The sequence below is a fragment of the Peribacillus sp. B2I2 genome, from assembly GCF_041261685.1.
GTDB lineage: Bacteria > Bacillota > Bacilli > Bacillales > DSM-1321 > Peribacillus.
On the sequence record NZ_JBGCCB010000001.1, the window covers coordinates 4,327,581 to 4,352,250 of the forward strand.

The window sequence follows — 24,670 nt, forward strand, 5'->3', positions numbered from 1 at the left end:
TAAACCAAACTAAATCGGCTGAAGTTTAAACAAAGCCCCTATGCTGCCTGAGTATTCAGGTGACATAGGGGCTTTTTGATTGTTTCCTTTAAGCGGTTTGATCTTCTTTCACAGCTGGTTTTTCTTCAGCCGGCCATGCACGCTTAATGAATAATGTCAGAATCAGTGCCACAGCAGCAATGAAGGTAGATACAAAGAAGGAGAAGTTAATTCCATCGAGCATCGCCTGCATCCCGACTTGGGCCTGCATTTGTTCCATCATCTCGGCAGTGGGCTGGCTTGTTAATTTGCTCATCGCTTTGGTCATTAAATCCTCACCGGAAGAAGCGGCATGGTTTGACATGACCGTAACAAGCAATGCTGTACCGATTGCGCCTGAAATCTGGTTCAGCGTGTTATTCATGGCTGTACCATGCGGGTTCATACGGGCTGGCAGCGAGTTCAATCCATTTGTCATGATCGGCATCATGGCCATGGACAAACCGAATAAACGGACGGAATACAAAATCACAATATGTGTATAAGAAGTATCCATTGATAATTTACTGAAGAAATACGTCGTCACCACAGTAATAAACAAACCGGTTGAAGCAAGTATGCGCGCACCGAATTTATCGAAGAGCTTACCGGTAATCGGTGACATGAGGGCCATCAATAGTGCACCGGGCAGCATCAATAATCCTGAATCGAATGGTGAAATGCCACGGACCGTTTGTGTATACATCGGCATTAAGATCATCGCCGAGAACATGGCCATATTCAACACGATTGAAATCGTTGCGGATAAAGCGAACATCGGATGTTTGAAAATCTTGAATTCAAGCATCGGCGTTTCCATTTTAAGCTGGCGTGTAATGAAAAGGATCAGGGAAATGGCACCGACAATCAATGTTCCATATACCCAAGGGCTATCCCACCCCTTGCTGCCTGCGGAACTGAATCCATAAAGCAAGCCGCCAAAGCCTAAGCTTGAAAGAACGACCGATAATTTATCAATTTTAATATCGACTTTTTCCTTTTTGTCTTTAAGTTTAAAGAAGCCGAGAATAAGCACTAGTAAAGCTAGCGGAGTAATGAAATGGAATAGCATTCTCCAATCATAATGTTCGATGATCCAGCCTGAAAGCGTCGGCCCGATTGCAGGGGCAAACATCATGACTAAACCGAATAATCCCATTGCCGAGCCCCGTTTTTCAACAGGGAATGCAGTTAAAAGCACGTTCATTAATAACGGCATCATAATTGCAGAACCTGCAGCCTGAACCATACGTGCGCTCAATAATAACGGGAATGCATGCGCAACACCTGCAACGATCGTCCCGATTGAGAATAGGAGCATGGCTGTCAGGAACAGATTACGCACCGAATATTTTCTTATTAAGAAAGCTGTTGTCGGAATCAAGATTCCGTTCACTAGCATGTAGCCCGTCGTCAACCATTGTACTGTGGAAGTCTCAATCCCCAGGTCTATTTTGATTGATGGCAGTGCAATATTCAAAAGGGTTGAATTCAGTATCGATATAAACGCCCCGACCATCAGTATGATCAAAATGCCATACGAACCCTTTTTTTCAGTTGTTTGTGCAGTACTCACTTTTTATCTATTCCTCCATTCAAACTATTGGTTCATTTAATTGTACGAGAGGTATAACCCAATCTCATAAAATCAATAATATACCCCTAGTTCATTTTTTGCAATAAATATTTACTGGTTAAAATAAGGGTTTGTGCTGTGATGGAAAATAGAGTACGATTACATTTATACAAGCAGTATAATGAAAATTAGGTGATATGATGAATAATCGAAGGCAGAATGTCATCGATACGGCTCATAAGCTGTTTATTGATAAAGGTTACCAAGCCACCTCCATTCAGGACATTCTAGACGGCAGCGGTATTTCAAAAGGTACATTTTATAATTATTTCCCTTCGAAGGGTGAATTATTTATAGCCATTTTCCGCTCCGTCTATACAAGGATTCGCCACGAACGGGAAAAACTGTTGATTGATCAAGATTCAGCCAATATCGAAATTTTCATCCAGCAACTCGAACTGCAGATGATGGTGAACAAGCAAAGCAAATTGCTTATCCTGATCGAAGAAGTCCGTGTCTCCAACGATGAAGAATTAAAACAATTCATCAATCAGACGCTATTGTTGAGCATACGTTGGATGTATAACCGGTTTCTCGATATATTCGGGGAAAGCAAAAAACCCTTTCTTTTAGATAGCGTCATTATCTTTCATTCGATGATGACCCACATGAATCATTTTAGCTATCGTGCTAATGCGGCTGGTACACCGGACATTCAAATTATCCGCTATTGCATGAACCGAATTGTCCATTTAGTCAATGAAGTGGCTGAAAGCGGAGAACAGATTCTTGATCCGGAACTAATGGACACGTGGTTTCCCAACTTTAAAAACCATCTTGATCCTTGCCATAATGATTTGCTGGACGCCACCACGGAATTGAAAAAAGCGATAAACAAAGCTTTTCCTTGCGGTGAAGATCGAACAAAAGCGATGGAATTGGTCGATTTTATTCAAGATGAGCTGATGCAGTCAGACAAACCGCGAAAATTTTTGATAGAAAGTTTGCTGAACTCTTTAAAGACTCAATATGCAGCGCAGGTCCAAGGATACATTGAGACTTTTGAGGAAAGCATCAACTCTTGCTTGAGCCAATGAAGGAATGAGAGCGGATTCTTCTCTAATGAGGATGGAATGGTTTACTCACGCACCTACTGAAAACGGTAGGTGTTTTTTTTATGAGCATTAGTAGCTTGTTAACGCATGTTTCTCAGCCCTCCTCCCCTTTAGGTTTGGTTTTTAATTGCTTGAGAAGTCATTTTAAAAAAGAAGTTGGTTTTATAAGAGGGGCCTATGGAAACACTATCCTTATTATATTAAAGGGAGGTCTAGCTATTTGAGTGTGAATGAAAATACTTTGTCCATACTGGCTCTAGGCGGAGTGAATGAAATCGGTAAAAACATGTATGTGGTTCAATATTCAAACGATTTGGTCATTATTGACTGTGGTGCAAAGTTTCCTGATGAAAGTTTATTAGGAGTCGATTTGATCATTCCTGATATTACCTTTCTTCAGGAAAATAAGGAGAAGATCCGGGCTTTAATTGTGACTCATGGGCATGAAGATCATATTGGCGGTATCCCCTATTTCTTGAAAAAATTGAATGTACCGATTTATGCCACACGTTTAACACTTGGTTTGATTGAATTGAAATTAAAAGAACATAACCTTTTGGGTGATACGAAGTTAATCCAAATCGATTCGGATTCAAGATTGGAATTCGGGGAGATGGTTCTCGACTTTTTCAAAACGAATCATAGTATACCCGATTGCCTTGGGGTCAACATGCGTACGCCAGAAGGCACGGTCGTTCATACAGGGGACTTTAAGTTTGACTTGACTCCCATGAATGATCAGTATCCCGATATTCATAAAATGGCGAAAATCGGGAGTGAAGGTGTACTGGTTTTGTTATCTGAAAGCACGAACGCAGAACGTCCCGGCTCAAGTCCCTCGGAGCATCTCGTTGGCAGCCATATCGAAGAGGCCTTCATGCAGGCAAAACAGAAAGTCTTTCTTTCAACCTTCGCTTCAAACGTCAATCGCGTTCAACAAGTGGTGAACGCTGCTCAGAAGACAAACCGAAAATTGGCCTTACTGGGACGGAGCATGGTGAACGTCGTATCCGTTGCCATCGAGCGCGGCTACCTCGACGTTCCTGAGGGGATGCTGATCCAAGCACATGAGGTCGATAATTATGCTCCTGAAAGAGTCGCGGTTTTATGTACGGGAAGTCAAGGAGAGCCGTTTGCTGCTCTGTCTCGCCTTTCCAGTTCGAATTATCGGGATATGAGTATATTAGCTGGTGATACCGTGATTCTTGCCTCCACTCCAATACCGGGAAATGAACGCGATGTTTCACGCATCATCGACAACCTGTTTCAACTGGGGGCCAAAGTCATTTACGGATCTGGGACTGTAACAGGCATGCATGTTTCCGGACATGCCTATCAGGAAGAGTTAAAGCTCATGCTTACCCTGATGAAACCTAAGTATTTCATACCCATTCACGGGGAGTATCGGATGCTGCACCAACATCGACTACTAGCTGAGTCTGTCGGGGTGGAGAAGGACAATACTTTCATCATCAATAATGGCGATGTCGTTGATATTGAAAACTCGGTCGCCCGTCAAACGAGAAAGGTCGCTGCCGGCAATACCTTTGTTGACGGTGTGGGCGTTGGTGATGTTGGAGAAATCGTTCTGCGGGACCGTAAGCAGCTTTCCGAAGATGGGATGCTCGTAATCGTCATAACACTAAGCAAGACGGAAAGAAAAATAGTATCAGGACCCGATACCATTTCCCGTGGATTTGTATATGTTCAAAATTCCGAAGAGCTCCTGAGACATGTAAATCGTCTTGTTACGAAAACGGTCAACGATTTACAAAGTGATAAAATATACCGATGGAATATCATTAAACAAACCATAAAGAAGGAACTGGGGCAATATCTCTTTACCCAAACTAAGAAAAAACCAATGATCCTTCCGATAATCATTGAGATTTAGCGCCAACACATAAAAAGGAACTCGACTTCATATAGTCGAGTTCCTTTTTTTCAATCCAGTTCCGATTTACTGGCTTTTGCGGCCATCGCCTTATTCTTATTCCAAACCTTGAACTTCATGAAAACGGCAGCAAGACCGATGATCACGATGAATAAAAGGCTGATGAAAAACCCTGGTCGTATTTCTTTTTCAAGCAGGGTGCCACTGACAGCGGCAAAAATTAGAAGAAGTCCGAAAACGGCCGTAATCTTACTCCAAATCTTATTTTCCAAGATTTTGAATGAAGAAAGAATGATGAATGCCCAGTTATACAAAAGTAATATTCCAGCAGATGTTGTAATGTATTCATAAATCTTGCCTGGCAGGAGCAAGGCAGTGATGATCGATCCTAAAAGACCTAGGGCTCCAAGCCCTAGTGAGGGCAGTGGAAGATCCTTGAATTTCTTGATCTTTTGCATGAATACCGAGGGTGCATTCCCATCATTGGAGAGCGTTACCAATAGATTGGTTACACCAAATAGTGAAGCGGTCATCGTCGAGAATCCGGCAATGATGATCGCACCATTAAAAACGTGCGGGAAAAACGTCAGGTGATAACTGTCCAATGCCGAAACGAATGGACTTTCTTTTTCACTGAATGCCCCTAACGATATCATGGTCACGGCTAATCCCAATGAAACGACGTATATTATAGTAAGAACCAAGAGCATGATTGTCCCAGCCTTTGGAGCATCTTCTTTCTTTTTAAGCTGCATCGCCATCAGTCCAATGACCTCAATGCCGCCAAACGCATAAAAAGCATAGATAAGGGATGTCCAAAACCCTTTTAGCCCTTTTGGGAATAATTCATTGTACGTATTCGGAAATGAGGGCGGTTTCCCTCCATTAAGACCAAACCAGCCGAAAACGGCACATATTGCAATAATGATAAACATTACGATCGCTGCTGTCTTAATTACCGCAAGGATGTTTTCCACTCTGTCGAACCCTTTTGTTCCCAGCAATACCACCACGATTGAAACAATGGCAAATCCTGATGCAAATAGCCACAGCGGTACTTTAGGGAACCAAAATTGTGATAATAGCGAAAGAGCAGTAAGCTGACTTCCCATGATCAATATATTGGAGGACCAATAATTCCAGCCACAGCTAAAGCCAGCCCATCTTCCAAATGCTTTATTGGCATAATAACAAAAAGAACCCTCTTGAGGATCGGCAGCTGTCATCTTAGCAAGTAGATTATAAACGATGTAGGTACCTAGTGCAGCCAATACAAATGAAAATACAATGGATGGCCCCGTCGTTTTAATCCCTATAGTCGATCCAAGGAAATACCCTGTCCCGATCGTACAGCCTACACCGACCAATGATAGCTGCCACCATTTCATATCGCCTTGTTGTTCACCTGATGCATTAGAATCTTGGACAGCCTTCCCTTTCGCTGAACTGCAATTGGCTTTTGTCGTCATGACATTACCCCCTCCTTCCATCATTCATAGTGTTGATAATGCCACAATGAATTATGCAAGGAAGAATTTCTCCATATGATAAATCAAATACCTATGTAATAAACTTAAGCATTAAGCATTATGATAGGATGGCACGAATGCCTTGATAAGCAAAATAAACCCCAAAACCGATCAGTGATGATCCTGAGATGACCGAAATCGCCATTAAGCTTTTTTCATTTAAAAACCTGCGAAATCCATTTGTTAATGCCGCTACAAAAAAATCCCAGCAGGTAAGACCAAGAAAAATCATCCCGCTATAGAAGAAAAGTTGGGATGTCCCATAACTTGAAGCTGTTTTAGCCAAGACGGATCCATATATCCCTAACCAAAATAAAATCGATAATGGGCTGGTCACTGACATAATGAAACCAGTTAAAAAACAGGATAATAAAGAATCTCTATTCCTGTATTGATTTAATGTTATCGTATTAACCCGTAAAACACTTTCGACCCCAGAATAAATTAGCACAAATCCGCCAAAAAGCCATAGAAAGATTTGGACAATCGGAATTTCTAAAAACCGTACCATACCTACATACACTAAAATCATGAACAAGGCATCTGCGATCATCGACCCTGCCCCTACGATCCAAGCATGCCAAAACCCGTTCTTGATCCCTTTATCGATACGAGCAGAATTCACCGGACCAATCGGTGCTGCAAGGGTAAGCCCCAAGAAAAAATAACTCAGCAGTAAATGTACACTCAAAAAGCATCACTCCTTCGAGCTAGTTAATAACTTGTACATTCTATGTGACACCCCCTCACCTATAACCTCTTGCTGAAAAAAATTTAGATGGGATAACACTTTTCACGCGAATTACACACAAAAAAAGCCGTGTGGAAAAACCCGGCTTTTTTGAATTTTCCTTAGTATGCTTTTCGAAGTCTTTTAGTTAGCAGCTGCTTCTTTTTTGTCTGAACTAATGAATTTCATAACAATCAATACAATGCATATACCAATGATTCCCGAAATGATATAGGTCATATTGACATGATTTTTCATGACAAGGGACATAACCGGTGGGCCTGCCGCAACTCCGATGAACCTTGATGACATGTAGAAAGAGGTAATCGTCCCCCGCTGTTCCTTTTTTATATTTTGAGTGATGATTGCGTCGAGTGTCGGCAATAACGCACCAATTGCTATGCCAACTAGGCTCGTTATGAGTAATAGAAGGAAAACCTTTTCTTTTGTAAAACCGACAAAAACAAGGCTGATTGAAAGGACAGCTATACTGATCATGATGATCATTTTCATGATTGGTAATTCTCCCTTGATTTTTTTCCCTGCAACATAAGAAGATACACAAAGAAAAAACAGCGGGATCGCTATCACGAAACCTTTTTTGACTCCATGCAAATCATGGACTTTTTCAAGGTTGTCAGACAAAAAGAAAAGAACACCGAACAAAACCAACATGACAAATACACCAATCAGGAAAACTGTATATAACCATTTTCCCTCCTGCTTGAATATTTTTTTCGTATCATGCCAGAATTCTTTAAATTTCTTCGGTTCATCCTTCTCCTTTGGTACCTTTATAAAGAAAAAGACCAAGACAATAGATATTAAACTGAAGAATGAAATCGAGAAGAATGGTAAAAACCAGATAAATGCGGCAAAAAGGGAACCCAATATTGGACTCAGGACTTTACCAAATGTATTCGAGGTTTCAATGATACCCAGGCAAGAACTGGTTTTTTCATCATCATCCTTGTATAGGTCCCCCACCAGAGGCAAAATGATCGGCGAGGCTCCAGACGCACCAATCCCTTGCAATACTCTCCCAATGATGATCCATGTATAGGGATCATCCATTTTCCATGATGCATAACCCGCGATCAAGCCGCCGATCAGGGCAAGGACAAGGCTTGGCAGGATCACCATCTTCCTTCCGAATCGATCTGATAAATAACCAGCAATAGGAATTAAGAAAATAGATGCAACAGAATAGCTTGTAATCACCATACTTGATTGAAATGAAGATATTCCCACCTTTTCCTCGAAAATCGGCAAAACAGGGATAAGCATTGAATTTCCTAGTGTCATTACCAATGGAATTGATGCCATACTGATGAGACACCACACGCTTACATTATTTTTTTGCTCCTCATGACCTTCCATACTTACACTCCTCATCCATTATAAAAGCAATAAAAGGTAACCTATCTGTGTAACCAATTTGTTGTGCATCATTTTTTAGATGTCTTTAATTATTATGTTATAGGGCAATAATATTTATTCAGTGCCAAAATTACCCCTTTAGGACTTCCCCTTCTAGTTTGCCTCGACTTTAAAATAAGGATTCATTCTACTTTAAACCAAAAAACCCATTCTTTAAATGAATGGGTTTCCCTGCATTTCAAACGTCACTCGATAACGAGCTTCCTAAAATGTATCTTTTCGCATTCTTTCGAGAGTCTCTGCAATTAATCAGCTATCGTGTTTAACTATAAAAGAATAATATTCCTTTCTTTGCAATCGTTTACTATTTGGTCATTCCATACCGAAACCTGAACCTCGCCAATATGTGCTTTCTTCAACAAAAACATGCATAATCTGGATTGGCCTATTCCTCCACCTATTGAATATGGAAGATTTCCTTCCAATACGGACTTATGATATTCAAGCCCCGTACGATTTTCGTTTTTGGATAACTTTAATTGTTTTAACAGCGAATCTTCATCCACCCGAATTCCCATTGAAGAAACTTCAAAAGCACATTCCAAAAGTGGATTCCACAAAACGATATCGCCATTTAGCTCCCAATCATCATAATCTGGTGAACGCCCATCATGTTTTTCTCCCGATTGTAACTCTCCGCCAATTTTCATAATAAAAATCGCACCATATTTTTTTGCTACTACATTTTCTCTTTCCTTCGGAGTCAGATTTGAGTATGAATCCTCCAACTCCTGAGTCGTAATAAAGTGTATTTCATTAGGTAACACAGGCTTAAGCATATGATGGAATTCAAACATATGACGTTCGGTTGACTTAATGGCTCTATATATTTTTTTCACTTCAGATTTTAATGTATCTACGTTACGTTGTTCTTTCGCTATGACTTTCTCCCAGTCCCATTGATCCACAAATAACGAGTGTAAATTATCTAATTTTTCATCACGTCTGATCGCATTCATATTTGTGTAAATTCCTTCATCCGAAGCAAAACCATACCTAGATAGAGTTATTCTTTTCCACTTTGCCAAAGATTGAACCACTTCTATTTTTTTATTCTTAATATCCAGAGCATCAAAGGTAAGAATCCGTTCCACACCATTTAAGTTGTCATTTATTCCATTACCCTCATTTAAAACAATAGGGGCTGATACTTTTATAAGGTTTAACGCAGTTGAAAGTCCTTCTTCAAAATGATCCTTAATTTCATTAATTGCAATATCAGTATGCATGATATCAAGGATTGTTTTGTACTTATTTGGCATTGATAATTTTGGCATAATTATCCTCCAATTCCCTTTTGAACATAGCGCATGCATTTAATTTGACGTCTTTTTTTGACTAAATTACATTATGAAGGACCTTTCTGTGTTGTTACAAAAAGGGTCTCTACCGAGTGCAGCAAACCGGACTAAATTCACCATATCCACTCAAAAAAAGGACTAAAAAGGTGGTACAAGTCCAATTGTTTGAATACATTCAATTAACGAAGATGTAACAAACGATGAGGTGATGAATTGGGTGTTTTTTTCAGCTATGTATTATTGGGCTTATCACTGGCGGCTCCTATCGGTCCCATTAACGCTGCACAATTGGACAAAGGGATCAAGAAAGGTTTTTGGCATGCCTGGGTTTTTGGCTGGGGTGCCATTTTAGCGGATTTTGTTTTTATAGCCCTTGTCTTTTTCGGTGTCGTCCACTTTTTGGACAACTCCTTCATGAAGACATTTTTGTGGCTCTTTGGCTTTTTCGTCCTGACCTATACCGGAATCGAAAGTCTGCTTAGTGCGGGTAAGATTGAAGTGAATGAACGAAAAGCAAAAGATTCCCTTTTTTCTTCATTCCTAACAGGATTCATCATGTCCCTTTCGAATCCTTTATCCATTTTGTTTTGGTTGGGGATTTATGGATCGATTCTCGCAAACTCCGCATCCAAATATGATATGGATCATTTACTTTTATACAGTTCAGGAATCCTTATCGGCCTCTTAGCCTGGGATTTCACAATGGCCATCATCGCCAGCACCTTCAGACGTTTCTTATCCAAACCCATTCTAATGGGCATCTCGATCATTTCAGGAATATCCCTTATAGGGATTGGCATTTACTTTGCCATCCAGGCAGCCAAAGTTTTGTTTACATAAAGATTTAAGGAGATGTAAGCATTTACTCGTGAATTTTGGTGCTTTACTCGTGAATTTCAGGCATTTACTCGTGAGTTTGGCGGATTTACTCGTGAATTTCGATGCTTTACTCGTGAGTTCGTATTAATTATCTTATTTTTTATAAAATAGGCCGCCTATTTTATTGTCCATATTTGTCCATGTCGGACACTAGCCCCTCTTTGTTCATAGTCTGAAGGGTAAACACAAAGGGAGGATTTCTTGAAAATGTATAATAATTACGGTTATTACTCTTATAATGTTCCATATTATTATGATAATTCTTATGCTAATTTGCCTTATTATGATGACAGACTTCCAGTACAAACACTGGTTCCAGTAGCCACTATTCAGTCACATTTAAACGCAGGCCGACAAGGTCATTGTTTCAGAGGTTTTTGGGGTAACACCCAGCACACCTTTATTTTGATGGGGATAAATAATGTTACTAATATGGTACAGATACTCGAAGGCGGCATCCCAAATGAGGTTCATCATACAGATATAGTCGGATTACAATATCTAGGATTAACCTGCCCTGTTGGTGGCGGCGGACAAGGTGGTGGCCAAGGTGGTGGCCAAGGCGGCGGACAAGGCGGCGGACAAGGCGGCGGACAAGGCGGCGGACAAGGCGGCGGACAAGGTGGTGGCCAAGGTGGTGGCCAAGGCGGCGGACAAGGTGGTGGCCAAGGTGGTGGCCAAGGCGGCGGACAAGGCGGCCCGGGGGGTAACTGTTTCCAGCAGTTCATTCCTGGCGTTGGCTGGGTATGGATTTGTAGATAGATAAAAAAAAAGACAGACGATATATTCGGCTGTCTTTTTTTATGGGCATTTATGGAAACTCAAGCTTTTACTCGTGAGTTTTGGTGCTTTACTAGTGAATTTCGTGCATTTACTCGTGAGTTTCGCGCATTTACTCGTGAATTTCGTGCTTTTACTCGTGAGTTTCGCGCATTTACTCGTGAGTTTTGGTGCTTTACTAGTGAGTTTCGTGCTTTTACTCGTGAGTTCCGGATTAAGCTCCTTTCTTATTAGATGCTCCGTTCTTTTATTTGCTGGACCATTTTATTGATGAACCGTTCAATTGCGACATTTTCAGATTCTTGTTCCCCGTATTTCCGGACATTCACTTCATTTTCTTTCTCCTCTTTATCGCCAAGGACCAGCATATATGGAATTTTCATAATCTGAGCTTCCCTGACTTTATACCCCATCTTTTCATTCCGATCATCAATTTTCACTCTTATGCCTTGATTCTTCAGTTCTTTTTGAACCTTTAAACAATAATTCAAATGAACTTGTGAGACAGGGATGATCTGTACTTGCAAGGGGGCAAGCCATACCGGAAAAGCACCGGCAAAATGTTCAATCAGGATTCCAAAAAAACGATCGATCGATCCAAATATGGCACGATGAATGACGACAGGACGAACCTTTTCATTATTTTCATCGATGTAAGTCAGATCAAATTTATCGGGCATCTGAAAATCAAGTTGGATTGTTGCACATTGATGGCTTCGTTTTAATGCATCTTTAATATGAAAATCAATTTTCGGTCCATAAAATGCCCCGTCCCCTTCATTTAATTGATAATGTATCCCGATGCTTTCCAGAACATTTTTCAAGGCTGTTTCAGAAGCTTCCCAAAGGGAATCTTCGCCCATTAAATCCTCTGGACGAGTCGAGAGTTCCACCGAATACTCGAAACCAAAAGTGCGATACACCTTATCAATCAGATGAAACACTTGTTTAATTTCACTTTCGATTTGATCCTGCCGAACAAAAATGTGGGCATCATCCTGACAAAATGTACGGACCCGCAACATCCCGTTCAATGCACCGCTATATTCATGACGGTGGACTTGACCGAACTCGGCCATCCGGATGGGTAAATCCCTGTAAGAATAAAGATTGTTTTTGAAAATAAGCATATGACCTGGACAGTTCATAGGCTTCATCGCGAATTTTGTTTGATCCACCTCAGTGAAGTACATATTCTCATGGTAATGATCCCAGTGACCCGAATGTTCCCATAACCGCTGGTTCATCATGAAAGGAGTCCGAACTTCGTCGTAATCAGCTTCAGTCTGGATTTCCCGCGAGAACTTCTCCAATTCATTTCTAACGATTTGTCCTTTCGGTAAATAAAACGGCATTCCAGGAGCTTCCTCCGAAAACATGAATAACTCCAACTGCTTCCCTAATTTGCGGTGATCGCGTTTGGCCGCCTCCTCCAGGAATTTAAAATGATCCTGTAAATCTTTTTTCTTTCGGAAAGCCACACCATACACCCTTTGAAGAACTTCATTTTGATTGTCTCCCCGCCAATAGGCTCCCGATACACGAGTCAATTTGAACGATTTTACAAATGATGTGGATGGAAGGTGGGGTCCTCTGCAAAGATCGACGAATTCCCCCTGTTGATAGATCGTTAGTTTTTCATCTTTAGGGATATTCTTTGCTATATCCAGTTTGAATGACTCCCCTCTATCCTGGAATAACTTCACAGCTTCTGCATAAGACACTTCGATCCTTTTAATTTCCAGATTTTCACTTATGATATGTTCCATCTCTTTTTCAATAGCTTGTAAATCTTCTGAGCTCAAAGGATGATCTAACTTAAAATCATAGTAAAAACCATCTTCTACGACTGGCCCCATCCCTAATTCCACATTTCGGAATAATCTTTTCACAGCCTGTGCCAAAACATGCGCCGATGTATGTCGCAAAACTTGTAATCCTTCATCCGAATCCAGATTCAAGATTGACAGTTCGGCATCCTTATTCAACTTGTGACTTAGATCAACCAGTTGTTTATCCAGTATTCCTACTACTGCCTTTTTCCTTAAACTTGGGCTGATGGACCCTGCCACACTTTCCACTGTCATCCCTTGCGGATATTCCTTTTGCTGCCCATCCGGGAATTGAACTTTAATCATTTTTTCACCCATCACATAAACACCCCTTTTTAGTAATAAAAAAACGCACCCATCCCTATATAAGGGACGAGTGCGTTTATACCCGTGATTCCACCCAATTTCCCATAAGCAAGAAAACACTCATGGCTCTGGAGCTTTTAACGCAGCTTAGACGATATCAGTTACTCTCGTTCACCGATATAGCTCAAAGGCGGTAAATCATTTTCCTAAGCCAGGAAGTTTGCAGCTGCCCTTCCCTCTCTGCAGACCGTAAAAATGATTCATGTCCTTATCATGGCAATATTTTTATATATAAAAAAACGCACCCATCCCTATATAAGGGACGAGTGCGTTTATACCCGTGATTCCACCCAATTTCCCATAAGCAAGAAAACACTCATGGCTCTGGAGCTTTTAACGCAGCTTAGACGATATCAGTTACTCTCGTTCACCGATATAGCTCAAAGGTGGTAAATCATTTTCCTAAGCCAGGAAGTTTGCAGCTGCCCTTCCCTCTCTGCAGACCGTAAAAATGATTCATGTCCTTATCATGGCAATATTTTTATATAAAAAAAACGCACCCATCCCTATATAAGGGACGAGTGCGTTATACCCGTGATTCCACCCAATTTCCCATAAGTAGATTACTCATGGCTCTGGAGCTGTAACGTAGCTTAGACGATATCAGTTACTCTCGTTCACCGATATGGCTCAAAGGCGGTAAATCATTTTCCTAAGCCAGGAAGTTTGCAGCTGCCCTTCCCTCTCTGCAGACCGTAAAAATGATTCATGTCCTTATCAATGCTTCTAAAATGTAAATGGATTTTTATATTGTTATATATATTACAATATATTCCCATAAGTGACAACCTCAAATTTTTTAATTTCATTATAAACACTAAATTGGTATAATTAGTAAAAAGGAGTCGTCATGAAAAGTTTAAGCAATTGGTCTTTCCTATTTGCTGTGATTGGTGCCGTATCATTTTGCTGCGCCTTTTTTTTACCAAAATCCTTCGAGCTTCTAATGGTCTCAGGATTCGGTGCGTTACTTATTGGTATGTTATTTAGTTTCGGGGCCATGTTAAAAAGTGAAAAAGGAAAGACGAAGTTTCTGGCTGTGGCTGCCTTCTTTCTTTTAAGTTTCATTCTGGTTTGGAATGAACCATTTCAAATCGTCAGGCTATTAACCTGGATGAAAAATTAATCAAAACCCGTTCGCCACGACGGGTTTTTGTATGTTTCCTATTTATTTTCATTGTGTGAATCTTCCTCTTTCGCTTCCCTTGGATTCTTTACACTAAGCAATAATGTCAGTCCAGTGGTCCAAAGAATTAGCGCGCATCCAAAGCCAAGTAAGGATAACGGTGCAAAGATTTGATGCTCCCCAAACATGACGGTGTCTGGCACAATAAGTAATGTGATAAGCGCCAATAAACAGAGAAGCACTCCTGTTGCATAGTAGATCTTGATTTGAAAAAGCGCCGCCAAAGGTAAAAAATGAATCCCTACAATAATGGCGATGACTCCAGGAATAAGATCGGTCTGATTGATCATATTACAGATGGCGATGGCAATCCCAATCAGTAAACCTTCGGCAATGAAAACGATATTAAACCAGAAATTCATACGTTTCAAACGCCTAGCCCCATTTTCTGAAACTTGATCGGGCATTTTTTGTGATGTATATATTAAGGAAATGCCCTCTATAACCATTATGATTCCTACGAATATGGCAGCAAGTTCCACGTAAGGAACCCCCCACCCTTGCAATCCCATTACACCGGTACCTGCCCACAACGTGCCGAATAATGCCATGAAAATGACGCCAATTCCAGAACCGCGAAACGCCTCTTTCGATATGAGTCTTGAGGTTTGCATCATCAGTTTCCTTTCATCCACAGGTAATATCGTACATAGAATAATAGTATTGCGCTCACTCCCCGATTATTCATCATCACGGTCTTAAGCCATGCAGCCCAAACTGCAAAAATGCCAAAGCATTGACTATTATGGTGCCACTTCACCTTCAGCCAACATTGAATGGGCTGGCAGCAAATAAAACGACCGTTTTTATCGGGGACCTAAGAGAATATGTCTACTTACCGCCATAATGAGATAATTGCCCTTTTCGTCGATATATTTCTATTTTCGGAGATATAACTGGGTTTTCGTCGATATATTCCTACTTTCGGAGATATAACTGGGTTTGCGCCGATATATTCCTATTTTCGGAGATATAACTGGATTTTCTTCGATATATTCCTACTTTCGGAGATATAACTGGGTTCATACAATATCGCGTCTAATTTAGCATTTTCTTAATTAACTAAGTTGACTATAGAAAAACCTGAGTCCCCAAAGGGGTCTCAGGTTTTTCTATTCCTATCAGCTAAATGGTTTTATCAAATTGGCAATCTTTCAATGAAATTAATTTGGTTTTATGATAAATTTTGTAACCTAACCAAATTGCCAGGAATATCGGTAATCCGATATAGGAGACAGTGACGCCATACCAGTCGATGCTGCCGCTTAGGTATGCTTCATAGTTTTGTCCTGCTATGACAACCATGCAAAGGATGAATGAAAAAATCGGCCCGAATGGAAACCATTTTGCTTTATATTTCAATTCGGTTAAGTCACCACCTTGTGCAACATAGGCACGTCTAAAGCGATAATGGCTTATGGCAATTCCAATCCAGGCGATAAAGCCGGTTAGCCCCGATGCGTTCAATAGCCATGTAAATACATGGTCCCCAAAAATGGAGGTCAAGAAGGCGAGTCCCCCAATAAATGCCGTGATGAGCAAAGCATTCATCGGGATTCCCCTGCGATTGACCTTGCCGAGGAATTTGGGAGCTTGATTATCTTTTGCCATCGACCATAACATCCGTGTTGATGCATAAAGCCCCGAGTTCCCTGCGGATAGTAAGGAAGTTAACACGACAGCATTCATGACGGATGCCGCGAATGCAAGTCCTGCGCGTTCAAAAACAAGTGTGAAAGGGCTTACAGAAATATTTTCCACATCCCCGTTCAGCAAACTTGGGCTCGTATAAGGAATTAACAGGCCGAGTATGAGGATGGCCCCGATGTAAAACAATAGGATGCGCCAAAATACTTGGCGGATCGCATTCGGAACATTTTTTTCGGGTTCCTCACTTTCTCCGGCAGCAATACCAACCAGTTCCGTGCCTTGAAAAGAAAATCCCGCTATTAGAAAGATACTGATGATCGATAAAAATCCTCCCTTGAATGGAGCCTCATCCATGGTGAAGTTTTCAAACCCGATCACCTTTCCGCCAAAAACCCCTAAGATGGTCAATAATCCAATAATGATAAAGAAAATGATGGCGACGACTTTTATTAAAGCAAACCAATATTCAGATTCACCAAAGCTTTTAATGGAAAGGGCGTTGAGGGTGAAGACGATTCCAAGAAATAATGCACTCCAGATAAGGCTGGGTACATCAGGGAGCCAGAATTTCATGATGATGGCTGCTGCAGCTATTTCCACGGCAAGGGTGACTGCCCAGTTAAACCAATAATTCCAGCCAAGTGCAAAGCCGAATGCGGGATCTACAAAGCGCGTGGCGTAGGTGGAAAATGAGCCCGATACAGGCATATATGTTGCCATTTCCCCTAAGCTCGTCATAAGGAAATAAACCATGATTCCAATGCATGCATATGCAGCGAGGGCACCACCGGGCCCTGCACTCTGGATGGTTGCCCCGCTTGCCAGGAATAATCCGGTTCCTATTGAACCGCCAATGGCTATCATGGTCATATGCCTTGCTTTCAGATTCCTTTTAACTGTCGGTTCTTGATTATCATTGAGATTCCTTTTAACTGTCGGTTCTTGATTATTAATGAGATTCATGTCCATATGGTCCCTACCTCATTTTCTTTTAATATTAAAAGTTCAAGAAATAGTAAAAGAGATATTTTCAGATATGAATAGTCTCCCACAATCGTTTTGTGGAAGACTTTATTGCAGTTAAGGAAAATCCTGATATTTACTGGCTAGTCTACTATTCGGTTTAATTGCCATTGCCTTGAATCGTCAGCTTATTCCCTACAGGAATAGCCTCATCCTGATCTTGTTCCATTCCACACCATTGAATTAAAGTAAGGGCAATGATCTCCGCTGTCGAGAACACATTGTCGAGTAGGATGTATTCATTTGGATAATGGGCAACCTCGGTTACTCCAGGCCCGAACACGATTGCGGGCGTTTCACCGACATGTGTCAGCAATCCCCCATCCGTTCCCCACGGGGAGGCTTCAATGACCGGGTCCTGTCCAGCAACTCGTCGATATTGATGAACAAGCGCATTCATCAGTTCATGCTCTACATCAATTGCTCCTGGAACCCAGCGTGCCCCAAACCATTCCAATACGGGCGGGTTTTCCTTGAACCATTCGTCCACTTCTTTCAGCTGCACTAACCAGTCAGCCATTTCGTCCTTCGCCTGCTCCATCGTTTCCTCCGGCGCAACGCCCATCCTCCCCTCGATTTTCACAAGGTCGGGAACGGATGACGGCCAATTGCCACCTTCAATGACACCTAGATTGATTGGAATCGGAATAGGCGTGTTCTGATAAAGCGGGTCACTGATACGTGCATTTCGCTTCTCTTCCAAGGCCCGAATATGATTGATGACGATCATGCTTTTTTCAATGGCACTAACGCCTTCATACCTTGTTCCGCCATGGGCTGAACGTCCTTTAACATGGACCCGGAACCACATCGAGCCCTGCTGTTTCGGGAAAATCCTCATATTCGTCGGTTCAGGGATAAGGGCAGCATCAGCTTTATATCCCCTCAGGACGGCTGCTAATGTTCCGGCCCCGCCGCTTTCTTCTTCAATCACACTTTGAAAAATGACATCTCCTTTTAATTGGATGCCATTTTCCTTCAATGCCTGCATGGCAAGGATCAGGGATACATTGCCCCCTTTCATATCGGTTACGCCACGTCCAAACATTCTTCCATTCTTAATGGCTCCACTATATGGATCGTCGTCCCATTGTGCCCGGTCACCGTCAGGAACCACATCGATGTGCCCGTTCAAAATGATGGAACGGCCGCCTCCAGTCCCTTTCATGATTCCCACCACATTAGGGCTGTTGGAGAAATCACTTCGTGGAGAATGGAAATAAGAATGCTTCTTCAGTTCGCCGCCGTCAGGTTCCCAACTATCGATCTGCAAACCCATTTCCTCCAGCTTTTCGGCGACGATGGCCTGTGCCCCGGCTTCATTTCCTTGCGTACTCGGGGCTTGTACCATTTTTTGCAATAGGTCTGTTCCTTCTTCCCGATGATCCTTAATCCATTGGTTTATCCGTTTTTTTATATCCGGCACTTTTATCCTCCTTAGTTATGCATATTCTATTCCTTTTTCGGCTTATTCAATGGTGTTGACAGCAGCATGGATTTTCAACGTTGCCTCTGTATTCCTTATCACATCATCAACGGTATATGGCGCCATGACTTCCTTCAGCACCAATCCCTCTTCCGTAACTTCCATGACAGCCATCTCCGTAATGATTAAATCCACACTTTGCCTTGCCGTCAATGGAAGCGTACAGGTCTTCAATATCTTCGATTCACCCTGCTTATTCACGTGATTCATCAGGACGATCACCTTTTTGGCTTTCTGGGCAAGCTCCATCGCCCCACCCATCCCCGGCACTCGCTTACCTGGGACGATCCAATTCGCCAAGTCCCCCTTTTCACTGACTTCCAAGGCTCCAAGGATGGTGATGTCGATGTATCCTTTCCGGATCATTCCAAATGCAGTTGCACTGTCAAAGTATGAAGCGCCCATTACAGTGGTGATCGGGAACCCTCCCGCATTACAGAGGGCAGGATCTTCTTTCCCCGGATCCGGACTTGGACCTGTACCGAGAACGCCATTTTCCGCATGGAACAGCACATGGATATCTTGAGGTATATGGTCGGCCACCAGGGTAGGAATGCCGATGCCTAAATTGACGATCAATCCGTCATGGATTTCCTTGGCGGCGCGTTTCGCGATGCGATTTCGTACATCTACTGCCATGCCCATTTCCAATTCACCCCTTTTGTCGGAATCACCATATCTACATAAATACCTGGTGTGGCAATACACTCCGGATCCAATTCGCCTGCAGGAACGATTTCTTCCACTTCCGCAATCGTGAAGGCCCCTGCCATCGCTACCAGCGGATTGAAATTGCATGCAGTCTTGTCGTACACTAAATTCCCTAGTGAATCTGCCTTTTTCGCATGGACGATGCTGACTTCAGCGGTCAACGCGGTTTCCACCAAATATTCTTTTCCTTCTATGACCATCTTGTTCTTGCCTTCTTCGGCTATCGTGCCAATCCCGACATCGACAAAAATCCCGCCTAAGCCTACACCGCCAGCACGAATCCGTTCTGCTAATGTCCCTTGCGGTGAAAACTCCACTTGCAGCTTTCCTTCAGTCATGAGCCTGCCTGCATTAGGATTGGATCCGATATGTGAGGCGATGACTTTCTTTGCCCTTTCAGCAGTCACAAGCCTGCCAATGCCGATATCAGGGAATCCAGTATCATTGCCAATCAAGGTCAAATCCTTAACACCCTTGGCCAGGATACCCTGCACGAGCGTGGGGGGAGTCCCCACTCCGCCAAATCCGCCATACATGAGCGTGCATCCATCGGAAATATGCTCCAGTGCTTCTTCCAGGGTCACAATTTTGTTTTTCTTCGTAATGACCTGCTTCATACCGTTCCTCCTAAATTGCCTGCATGTCCTCAATCAAACCTTCCGAGTGCAATTCACGCTGCAACTCTTCAAGTGAAGCTTCCAGTATCTTGACGAGGCGATCGATTTCTTCATTCGTAATGATTAATGGCGGAGATAGGATAACCGCATCACCAGCGATTCCTTCAATCGCACCTGCAGCAGGATAGATCAACAATCCCTTCGCAAAAGCCTTATTGACAAGCCTAGTGGTCAGGCCGATTTGCAAGTCGAATGGCGTTTTTGAAATCCGATTGGAGACAAACTCAAGTCCGAGGAGAAGCCCTTTCCCCCGTACATCACCAATGATGTCGAATTTCCCAGCCAACCCTTGCAGCTTCTTAAACAGATATTGACCTTTATCCTCAGCCGCCTGAACCAGGTCATTTCCCTCAATGTAGGAAAGCACTTCCAATGAAACGGCTGCAGATAGAGGATTTGCACTATATGTGTGTCCAGCCATGATTGAATTCGAGCCTTTTAAAATGGGCTCCATGACACGGTCACTAACCATTGTGGCTGCCATTGGAGTATAACCGGCGCTCATTCCTTTACCCAATGCGATGATATCCGGGTCGACTCCCCAATGTTCCATCGCGAACATTTTTCCTGTCCGTCCGATTCCCGTCATTACCTCATCGGCGATAAAAAGAATGTCATAGTTTTCGCAGATTTCCTTAATCCTTTGATAGTAGCCATCCGGCGGTGTTACAGCACCAGCGGATGCCCCGATGATCGGTTCTGCGATGAAGGCTGCGATATTCTCGGAGCCGACCCTTTGAATGGCTGTTTCCAGTTCGTTAGCACACTGAAGCTTGCAGCCGGAAGATTCATTATTATAAGGACAGCGATAACAGTAGGGAGCGGAAATGCTAGGGAAATCTTCCAATAGCGGAACAAAACGCTTTCTCCTCGGTACATGACCTGACATCGATAAAGCGCCCATCGTAATCCCGTGATAACTCGTCCATCTGGAGACGATACGATTTTTTCGCTCATATCCTTTTTCTTGCCAATGCTGAATCGCTATCTTCATCGCCGTTTCGGTCGCTTCGGATCCGCTATTCACGAAAAATGACCAGTTCAAATCCCCTGGAGCCAAATCACTTAGCTTTTTGGCTAATGCTTCTGCGGCTTCACTCGTAAAATGAGACCTGTATGCAAAAGAAACTTTGCGGGCCTGCTCCGTCATTGCATCGACAACGTCTATTACACCATGGCCAATACTTGCCGTAACAGCACCTGATGATCCGTCTATATACTGCTTTCCATCTGTATCATAAAGATAAATTCCATTCCCATGAGAGATAGTGGGATAGTCATGATCTAAAGTAGGCTTAATCAAATAATTGCGTGTCATGTCATCTCTCCTTTTAACGTTCGTACCCACTGTGCAGCATTCTATTAATCAATTAATTTCCCAGATTAAAAAAACCTAGTTTACCAGCTAAAAGGTTCATCCTGAATCAGGATTGACTCTGTAGGGCAGCCTTCCATAGCATCCTGCATGTCCTCATGCAGGATTTCAGGAACTTCGGCAATCCCCTGATTATCATCCAAGATCACAAAAGCAATCCCTTGATCGTCATAGTCATAAATTTCAGGACCTGTTGAACCGCATGCCCCGCAGGCAATACAGGTTTCTTTATCAACCCATGTGTATTTAGCCATAGAAACAATCCTCCTACTTGAAAGATAAATCTTTACCCCAAATATTCATGTCCTCATACTTATCCCAAATATTGCAATTCTTCGTTAATCTGCCGCCATATTCATAACCAAGCTGATGAAAAACGGCGTTCATTCCCATCGACAATGATCGCGCCAATGAATAAGAGCAATAAATGTTTTTCCTGATCAATTCTTGTTCCAATGCAGAGATTAGCACCTTCATGAAACCATGCTTTCGATGATGGGGAATCGTTGCACAGTCCGTCAATTCAGCATTATGATACATCTCATTCACTTCCGCGGATGCAGCACTCACAATGGATCCTTCATATTCAATAACACTGAAGATCGTACCTTCCTCCATCACTTTCTTGATATATCGCTCATCATTCATCGGTGTAGGATAGGTTTCAAAAATTTCACCATATAAATTAGCCAGCTCTTGCACATCTTCATCTGTAGCAAAACGGAGGATATAATTTTCAGGAATTTTCTGCATATCCATCAGTCTGGGAATCTCACTTACATCTTGGATGACTTTATCTTCCTTGACCCAAAAGTCGCTCGTTCGCCTTTCATCCGTTAAATAGAAAGCCATGCAATAGGCATCATTCCCGTTGAAATACCTGCTTAATATTCCTTCCATCATGTATCCTTGTCCCAATGCCGCAGATAAATCTTCGTTTCTAGCTTTAAGTATCACTTTAGTAAAGCCCTGCTCCTTTGCGATGACAAGCGCCCGGGCCATCGCTTTTTTGATATTTCCCCGATAATCATCCATGCGCAAGCGCTGATTGGCATGATCATGATAGAGTTCCATCGTATAACAATCCCCAGTCTCGATCTGGGTGAAAAAAGGCAGCTTTTGAACAGGCATTATGTAACCCCCTTATTTAAAGAATTCGGGAGAAGAGATGCATATCATCCGCTTCTCCCGGCATTCTATTTCCAATTGAATAATTTTTTGACGGGTGCCTGAAGAAGCTGCTCATACGTAAACTCATCAGGGTATTCACTCACATCATATATGGATAAGGCTTCGTCCACCTTTTGATTCATCGAATCAGACACATAGATTCCACATTCCGGACAGTTCAAGGCAGGAACTTGAAGGACTCTTATTGAGCGTTTCCCATCAGGCATGATCCAGTAACAATCCTTTTTTTCACTTTCTTCTACGTTTGGGGCATTACACCACAAGCAATCCATCTTCATTCCTCCTTGCCTTCAGATTTCACCGAACCGCTTCCGACCAAGGCATTCTTTTTTTCTTGGGCTAACCTTAATTTTTCCTTCATTTCATCCCGTTTATCACGGCGATCCTTCAATGATGCATGTTCATCAGTGGTTTCATACGCCTTTCTCTTGTCAAGACGGCGAAGGCCCTCTGGCACCAAATTGAATTTCTCATCCGTCATGAGAGCGGAAATCCCCACGGCTTCTTTCCTATCCTCAGTACCATACACTTCATCAAAGTAAGCATCCGCACTGCCGGAAACATAATTCTTCGGCTCCGGATAACTAGTGATCACTCCTTCAAAGTTCCGTAAAACGACTTTATCCGGACTTTGCGAAAGCAGGTAATTCGGAGTCAAGGCAATCTTTCCTCCACCGCCAGGAGCATCCACCACAAAGGTTGGCACCGCATATCCTGATGTATGGCCGCGAAGCGCTTCAATGATTTCCAGTCCTTTTGAAACCGGCGCCCTGAAATGGCCAATCCCTTCAGATAGATCACATTGATAAATGTAATAAGGCCTTACCCTTGCTTTAACACAGTCATGCATAAGCTTTTTCATGATATGAACACTATCGTTGATGCCAGCCAGGATGACAGCCTGATTACCAAGCGGCACGCCTGCCATCGACAACATATCGCATGCCTTTTTCGCTTCATCCGTCAATTCAAGGGAATGATTGAAATGCGTATTTAACCAAATCGGATGATACTTTTTCAGAATATTGCATAAATTTTCCGTAATCCTCTGCGGGAAAACGACCGGTGCACGAGTTCCGATCCGAATGATTTCCACATGCGGGATGGCACGTAAGTTACTCAATACATATTCAAGGATCTTATCATTGATCAACAGGCCGTCTCCTCCAGAAATCAGCACGTCCCTAACTTCGGGAGTATTCCGGATATATTCAATCGCCCCGTCCAGCTGCTTTTTGGGAACACCCATGCCAACCTGACCTGAAAAACGGCGGCGCGTACAATACCTGCAGTACATGGAGCATTGGTTCGTTACAAGGAATAGAACGCGATCCGGATAACGATGCGTCAATCCTGGAACAGGGGAATCCTCATCCTCATGCAGCGGATCCTCCAAATCATATCTGGTTTTGTTCATTTCTGCCGAAAGCGGTACCGACTGTAAACGAATCGGACAGCGAGGATCATCCGGATTCATCAAAGATGCATAATATGGCGTAATGTTCAATGGAATCGTTTGAGTCGAAATCCGGACTCCTTCCTCTTCATCAGGTGTCAAGTTGACGACCTTTTTCAGATCATCCAATGTTTTAATCGTATTGGTCAATTGCCAGATCCAATCATTCCACTGCTCTTCCGTTACGTCCTTCCAAAGTTCGATATCATTATAATGCCTGCGCCCACCAAGGTATTCTGTATGTTTTACATCCATTCCCATCAAATTCATTTAATATGCCCCCTTATTCTAAGAACTTATCTATATACATTTGCAAGAATGATGCCAACATTCAAAACAAGGGAAACATAAGAAAAGGGGGACAAATCGACCTTAAAACCGCAAATAATTTTTCGTTATGCCTAATTTTTTGCAGCCAGATTCTTTGCGCCAAGCAAAAAAAAGAGGGTCTCTTT

22 protein-coding genes and 3 other annotated features are annotated in these 24,670 nt (G+C 42.4%); of the genes, 6 read left to right on the forward strand and 16 right to left on the reverse strand.

What is annotated here, in order from left to right:
- Window positions 1-88 precede the first annotated feature (88 nt).
- Window positions 89-1,594 (reverse strand): DHA2 family efflux MFS transporter permease subunit, encoded by a 1,506-nt coding sequence (locus tag ABIE66_RS21465; RefSeq protein ID WP_370016224.1) that lies wholly within the window; start codon window positions 1,592-1,594, stop codon window positions 89-91.
- 200 nt (window positions 1,595-1,794) lie between these two features.
- Here ABIE66_RS21465 and ABIE66_RS21470 point away from each other — a divergent pair, with 200 nt between their 5' ends.
- Both ABIE66_RS21470 and ABIE66_RS21475 read left to right on the forward strand, forming a co-directional pair.
- A complete protein-coding gene (locus ABIE66_RS21470; RefSeq protein WP_289326225.1) occupies window positions 1,795-2,691 on the forward strand; it encodes a TetR/AcrR family transcriptional regulator in 897 nt (298 codons plus the stop codon).
- Window positions 2,692-2,929: 238 nt separating this feature from the next.
- Window positions 2,930-4,603: a ribonuclease J gene (locus ABIE66_RS21475; RefSeq protein WP_370016225.1), complete on the forward strand. Its 1,674-nt coding sequence runs from the start codon at window positions 2,930-2,932 to the stop codon at window positions 4,601-4,603.
- A gap of 50 nt (window positions 4,604-4,653) precedes the next feature.
- Here the strand turns inward: ABIE66_RS21475 and ABIE66_RS21480 are convergent, their stop codons facing one another.
- The 4 genes from ABIE66_RS21480 to asnA all read right to left on the reverse strand — a co-directional run bounded on the left by ABIE66_RS21480 (window position 4,654) and on the right by asnA (window position 9,564).
- Window positions 4,654-5,991, reverse strand: coding sequence for an amino acid permease (locus tag ABIE66_RS21480; RefSeq protein WP_370017094.1), 1,338 nt, complete (start codon window positions 5,989-5,991; stop codon window positions 4,654-4,656).
- A gap of 199 nt (window positions 5,992-6,190) precedes the next feature.
- Window positions 6,191-6,823, reverse strand: coding sequence for a LysE family transporter (locus ABIE66_RS21485; protein WP_370016226.1), 633 nt, complete (start codon window positions 6,821-6,823; stop codon window positions 6,191-6,193).
- A 183-nt stretch (window positions 6,824-7,006) separates the two neighbouring features.
- Window positions 7,007-8,242, reverse strand: coding sequence for an MFS transporter (locus ABIE66_RS21490; RefSeq protein ID WP_370016227.1), 1,236 nt, complete (start codon window positions 8,240-8,242; stop codon window positions 7,007-7,009).
- A 326-nt stretch (window positions 8,243-8,568) separates the two neighbouring features.
- Window positions 8,569-9,564, reverse strand: coding sequence for an aspartate--ammonia ligase (gene asnA, locus ABIE66_RS21495; RefSeq protein WP_289327377.1), 996 nt, complete (start codon window positions 9,562-9,564; stop codon window positions 8,569-8,571).
- Window positions 9,565-9,816: 252 nt separating this feature from the next.
- Between asnA and ABIE66_RS21500 the strand changes: the two genes are divergently transcribed.
- The 3 genes from ABIE66_RS21500 to ABIE66_RS21510 all read left to right on the forward strand — a co-directional run bounded on the left by ABIE66_RS21500 (window position 9,817) and on the right by ABIE66_RS21510 (window position 11,533).
- Window positions 9,817-10,443 carry a LysE family transporter gene (locus tag ABIE66_RS21500; protein ID WP_289326229.1) on the forward strand — a complete coding sequence of 209 codons (627 nt, stop codon included), beginning with the start codon at window positions 9,817-9,819 and terminating at the stop codon, window positions 10,441-10,443.
- A 240-nt stretch (window positions 10,444-10,683) separates the two neighbouring features.
- Window positions 10,684-11,244 carry a hypothetical protein gene (locus tag ABIE66_RS21505; RefSeq protein WP_370016228.1) on the forward strand — a complete coding sequence of 187 codons (561 nt, stop codon included), beginning with the start codon at window positions 10,684-10,686 and terminating at the stop codon, window positions 11,242-11,244.
- A 73-nt stretch (window positions 11,245-11,317) separates the two neighbouring features.
- Window positions 11,318-11,533, forward strand: a complete 216-nt coding sequence (locus tag ABIE66_RS21510; protein WP_370016229.1) for a hypothetical protein — start codon at window positions 11,318-11,320, stop codon at window positions 11,531-11,533.
- Here ABIE66_RS21510 and thrS read toward each other — a convergent pair.
- Window positions 11,493-13,400, reverse strand: a complete 1,908-nt coding sequence (gene thrS / locus ABIE66_RS21515) for a threonine--tRNA ligase (protein ID WP_370017095.1) — start codon at window positions 13,398-13,400, stop codon at window positions 11,493-11,495. The genes ABIE66_RS21510 and thrS overlap by 41 nt on opposite strands.
- 59 nt (window positions 13,401-13,459) lie before the next feature.
- Window positions 13,460-13,684 (reverse strand) — a binding site (T-box leader).
- Between the two features lie 31 nt (window positions 13,685-13,715).
- Window positions 13,716-13,940: a binding site (T-box leader), on the reverse strand.
- 30 nt (window positions 13,941-13,970) lie between these two features.
- Window positions 13,971-14,190, reverse strand: a binding site (T-box leader).
- A gap of 120 nt (window positions 14,191-14,310) precedes the next feature.
- Between thrS and ABIE66_RS21520 the strand changes: the two genes are divergently transcribed.
- Window positions 14,311-14,586 carry a hypothetical protein gene (locus ABIE66_RS21520; RefSeq protein ID WP_289326233.1) on the forward strand — a complete coding sequence of 92 codons (276 nt, stop codon included), beginning with the start codon at window positions 14,311-14,313 and terminating at the stop codon, window positions 14,584-14,586.
- Window positions 14,587-14,624: 38 nt separating this feature from the next.
- Here ABIE66_RS21520 and ABIE66_RS21525 read toward each other — a convergent pair whose 3' ends face one another.
- From ABIE66_RS21525 to kamA, 10 genes are all read right to left on the reverse strand, one after another.
- Window positions 14,625-15,260: a DUF7010 family protein gene (locus ABIE66_RS21525; protein ID WP_370016230.1), complete on the reverse strand. Its 636-nt coding sequence runs from the start codon at window positions 15,258-15,260 to the stop codon at window positions 14,625-14,627.
- Between the two features lie 511 nt (window positions 15,261-15,771).
- Complete coding sequence (locus ABIE66_RS21530) at window positions 15,772-17,259, reverse strand: amino acid permease (RefSeq protein WP_289326235.1); 1,488 nt, start codon at window positions 17,257-17,259, stop codon at window positions 15,772-15,774.
- 160 nt (window positions 17,260-17,419) lie between these two features.
- Window positions 17,420-18,745 carry a peptidase gene (locus tag ABIE66_RS21535; protein WP_289326236.1) on the reverse strand — a complete coding sequence of 442 codons (1,326 nt, stop codon included), beginning with the start codon at window positions 18,743-18,745 and terminating at the stop codon, window positions 17,420-17,422.
- Window positions 18,746-18,787: 42 nt separating this feature from the next.
- Window positions 18,788-19,450: a 3-oxoacid CoA-transferase subunit B gene (locus tag ABIE66_RS21540; protein WP_289326238.1), complete on the reverse strand. Its 663-nt coding sequence runs from the start codon at window positions 19,448-19,450 to the stop codon at window positions 18,788-18,790.
- Window positions 19,435-20,133: a CoA transferase subunit A gene (locus ABIE66_RS21545; protein ID WP_289315117.1), complete on the reverse strand. Its 699-nt coding sequence runs from the start codon at window positions 20,131-20,133 to the stop codon at window positions 19,435-19,437. The genes ABIE66_RS21540 and ABIE66_RS21545 overlap by 16 nt, the downstream gene beginning before the upstream one ends.
- 10 nt (window positions 20,134-20,143) lie before the next feature.
- Window positions 20,144-21,511: an aspartate aminotransferase family protein gene (locus ABIE66_RS21550; protein WP_289326239.1), complete on the reverse strand. Its 1,368-nt coding sequence runs from the start codon at window positions 21,509-21,511 to the stop codon at window positions 20,144-20,146.
- An 80-nt stretch (window positions 21,512-21,591) separates the two neighbouring features.
- Window positions 21,592-21,822 carry a ferredoxin gene (locus tag ABIE66_RS21555; RefSeq protein ID WP_289326240.1) on the reverse strand — a complete coding sequence of 77 codons (231 nt, stop codon included), beginning with the start codon at window positions 21,820-21,822 and terminating at the stop codon, window positions 21,592-21,594.
- Between the two features lie 13 nt (window positions 21,823-21,835).
- Entirely contained in the window at window positions 21,836-22,699 is an 864-nt protein-coding gene (gene ablB / locus ABIE66_RS21560) for a putative beta-lysine N-acetyltransferase (protein ID WP_370016231.1), read from the reverse strand.
- 65 nt (window positions 22,700-22,764) lie between these two features.
- On the reverse strand, window positions 22,765-23,031 hold the full coding sequence (locus ABIE66_RS21565) for a YokU family protein (RefSeq protein ID WP_289315114.1): 267 nt from the start codon (window positions 23,029-23,031) through the stop codon (window positions 22,765-22,767).
- Between the two features lie 2 nt (window positions 23,032-23,033).
- Window positions 23,034-24,470, reverse strand: a complete 1,437-nt coding sequence (gene kamA / locus ABIE66_RS21570; RefSeq protein ID WP_289327379.1) for a lysine 2,3-aminomutase — start codon at window positions 24,468-24,470, stop codon at window positions 23,034-23,036.
- Window positions 24,471-24,670: the final 200 nt, after the last annotated feature.

Bases quoted from the DNA above. Each gene is read 5' to 3' on its own strand.
- ABIE66_RS21470 (WP_289326225.1), top strand. From the start codon at position 1,795: ATGAATAATCGAAGGCAGAATGTCATCGATACGGCTCATAAGCTGTTT.
- ABIE66_RS21480 (WP_370017094.1), bottom strand. From the start codon at position 5,991: ATGAAATGGTGGCAGCTATCATTGGTCGGTGTAGGCTGTACGATCGGG.
- ABIE66_RS21490 (WP_370016227.1), bottom strand. From the start codon at position 8,242: ATGGAAGGTCATGAGGAGCAAAAAAATAATGTAAGCGTGTGGTGTCTC.
- asnA (WP_289327377.1), bottom strand. From the start codon at position 9,564: ATGCCAAATAAGTACAAAACAATCCTTGATATCATGCATACTGATATT.
- thrS (WP_370017095.1), bottom strand. From the start codon at position 13,400: ATGATTAAAGTTCAATTCCCGGATGGGCAGCAAAAGGAATATCCGCAA.
- ABIE66_RS21520 (WP_289326233.1), top strand. From the start codon at position 14,311: ATGAAAAGTTTAAGCAATTGGTCTTTCCTATTTGCTGTGATTGGTGCC.
- ABIE66_RS21525 (WP_370016230.1), bottom strand. From the start codon at position 15,260: ATGCAAACCTCAAGACTCATATCGAAAGAGGCGTTTCGCGGTTCTGGA.
- ABIE66_RS21530 (WP_289326235.1), bottom strand. From the start codon at position 17,259: ATGAATCTCATTAATAATCAAGAACCGACAGTTAAAAGGAATCTCAAT.
- ABIE66_RS21540 (WP_289326238.1), bottom strand. From the start codon at position 19,450: ATGGGCATGGCAGTAGATGTACGAAATCGCATCGCGAAACGCGCCGCC.
- ABIE66_RS21545 (WP_289315117.1), bottom strand. From the start codon at position 20,133: ATGAAGCAGGTCATTACGAAGAAAAACAAAATTGTGACCCTGGAAGAA.
- ABIE66_RS21550 (WP_289326239.1), bottom strand. From the start codon at position 21,511: ATGACACGCAATTATTTGATTAAGCCTACTTTAGATCATGACTATCCC.
- ABIE66_RS21555 (WP_289326240.1), bottom strand. From the start codon at position 21,822: ATGGCTAAATACACATGGGTTGATAAAGAAACCTGTATTGCCTGCGGG.
- ablB (WP_370016231.1), bottom strand. From the start codon at position 22,699: ATGCCTGTTCAAAAGCTGCCTTTTTTCACCCAGATCGAGACTGGGGAT.
- ABIE66_RS21565 (WP_289315114.1), bottom strand. From the start codon at position 23,031: ATGGATTGCTTGTGGTGTAATGCCCCAAACGTAGAAGAAAGTGAAAAA.
- kamA (WP_289327379.1), bottom strand. From the start codon at position 24,470: ATGGATGTAAAACATACAGAATACCTTGGTGGGCGCAGGCATTATAAT.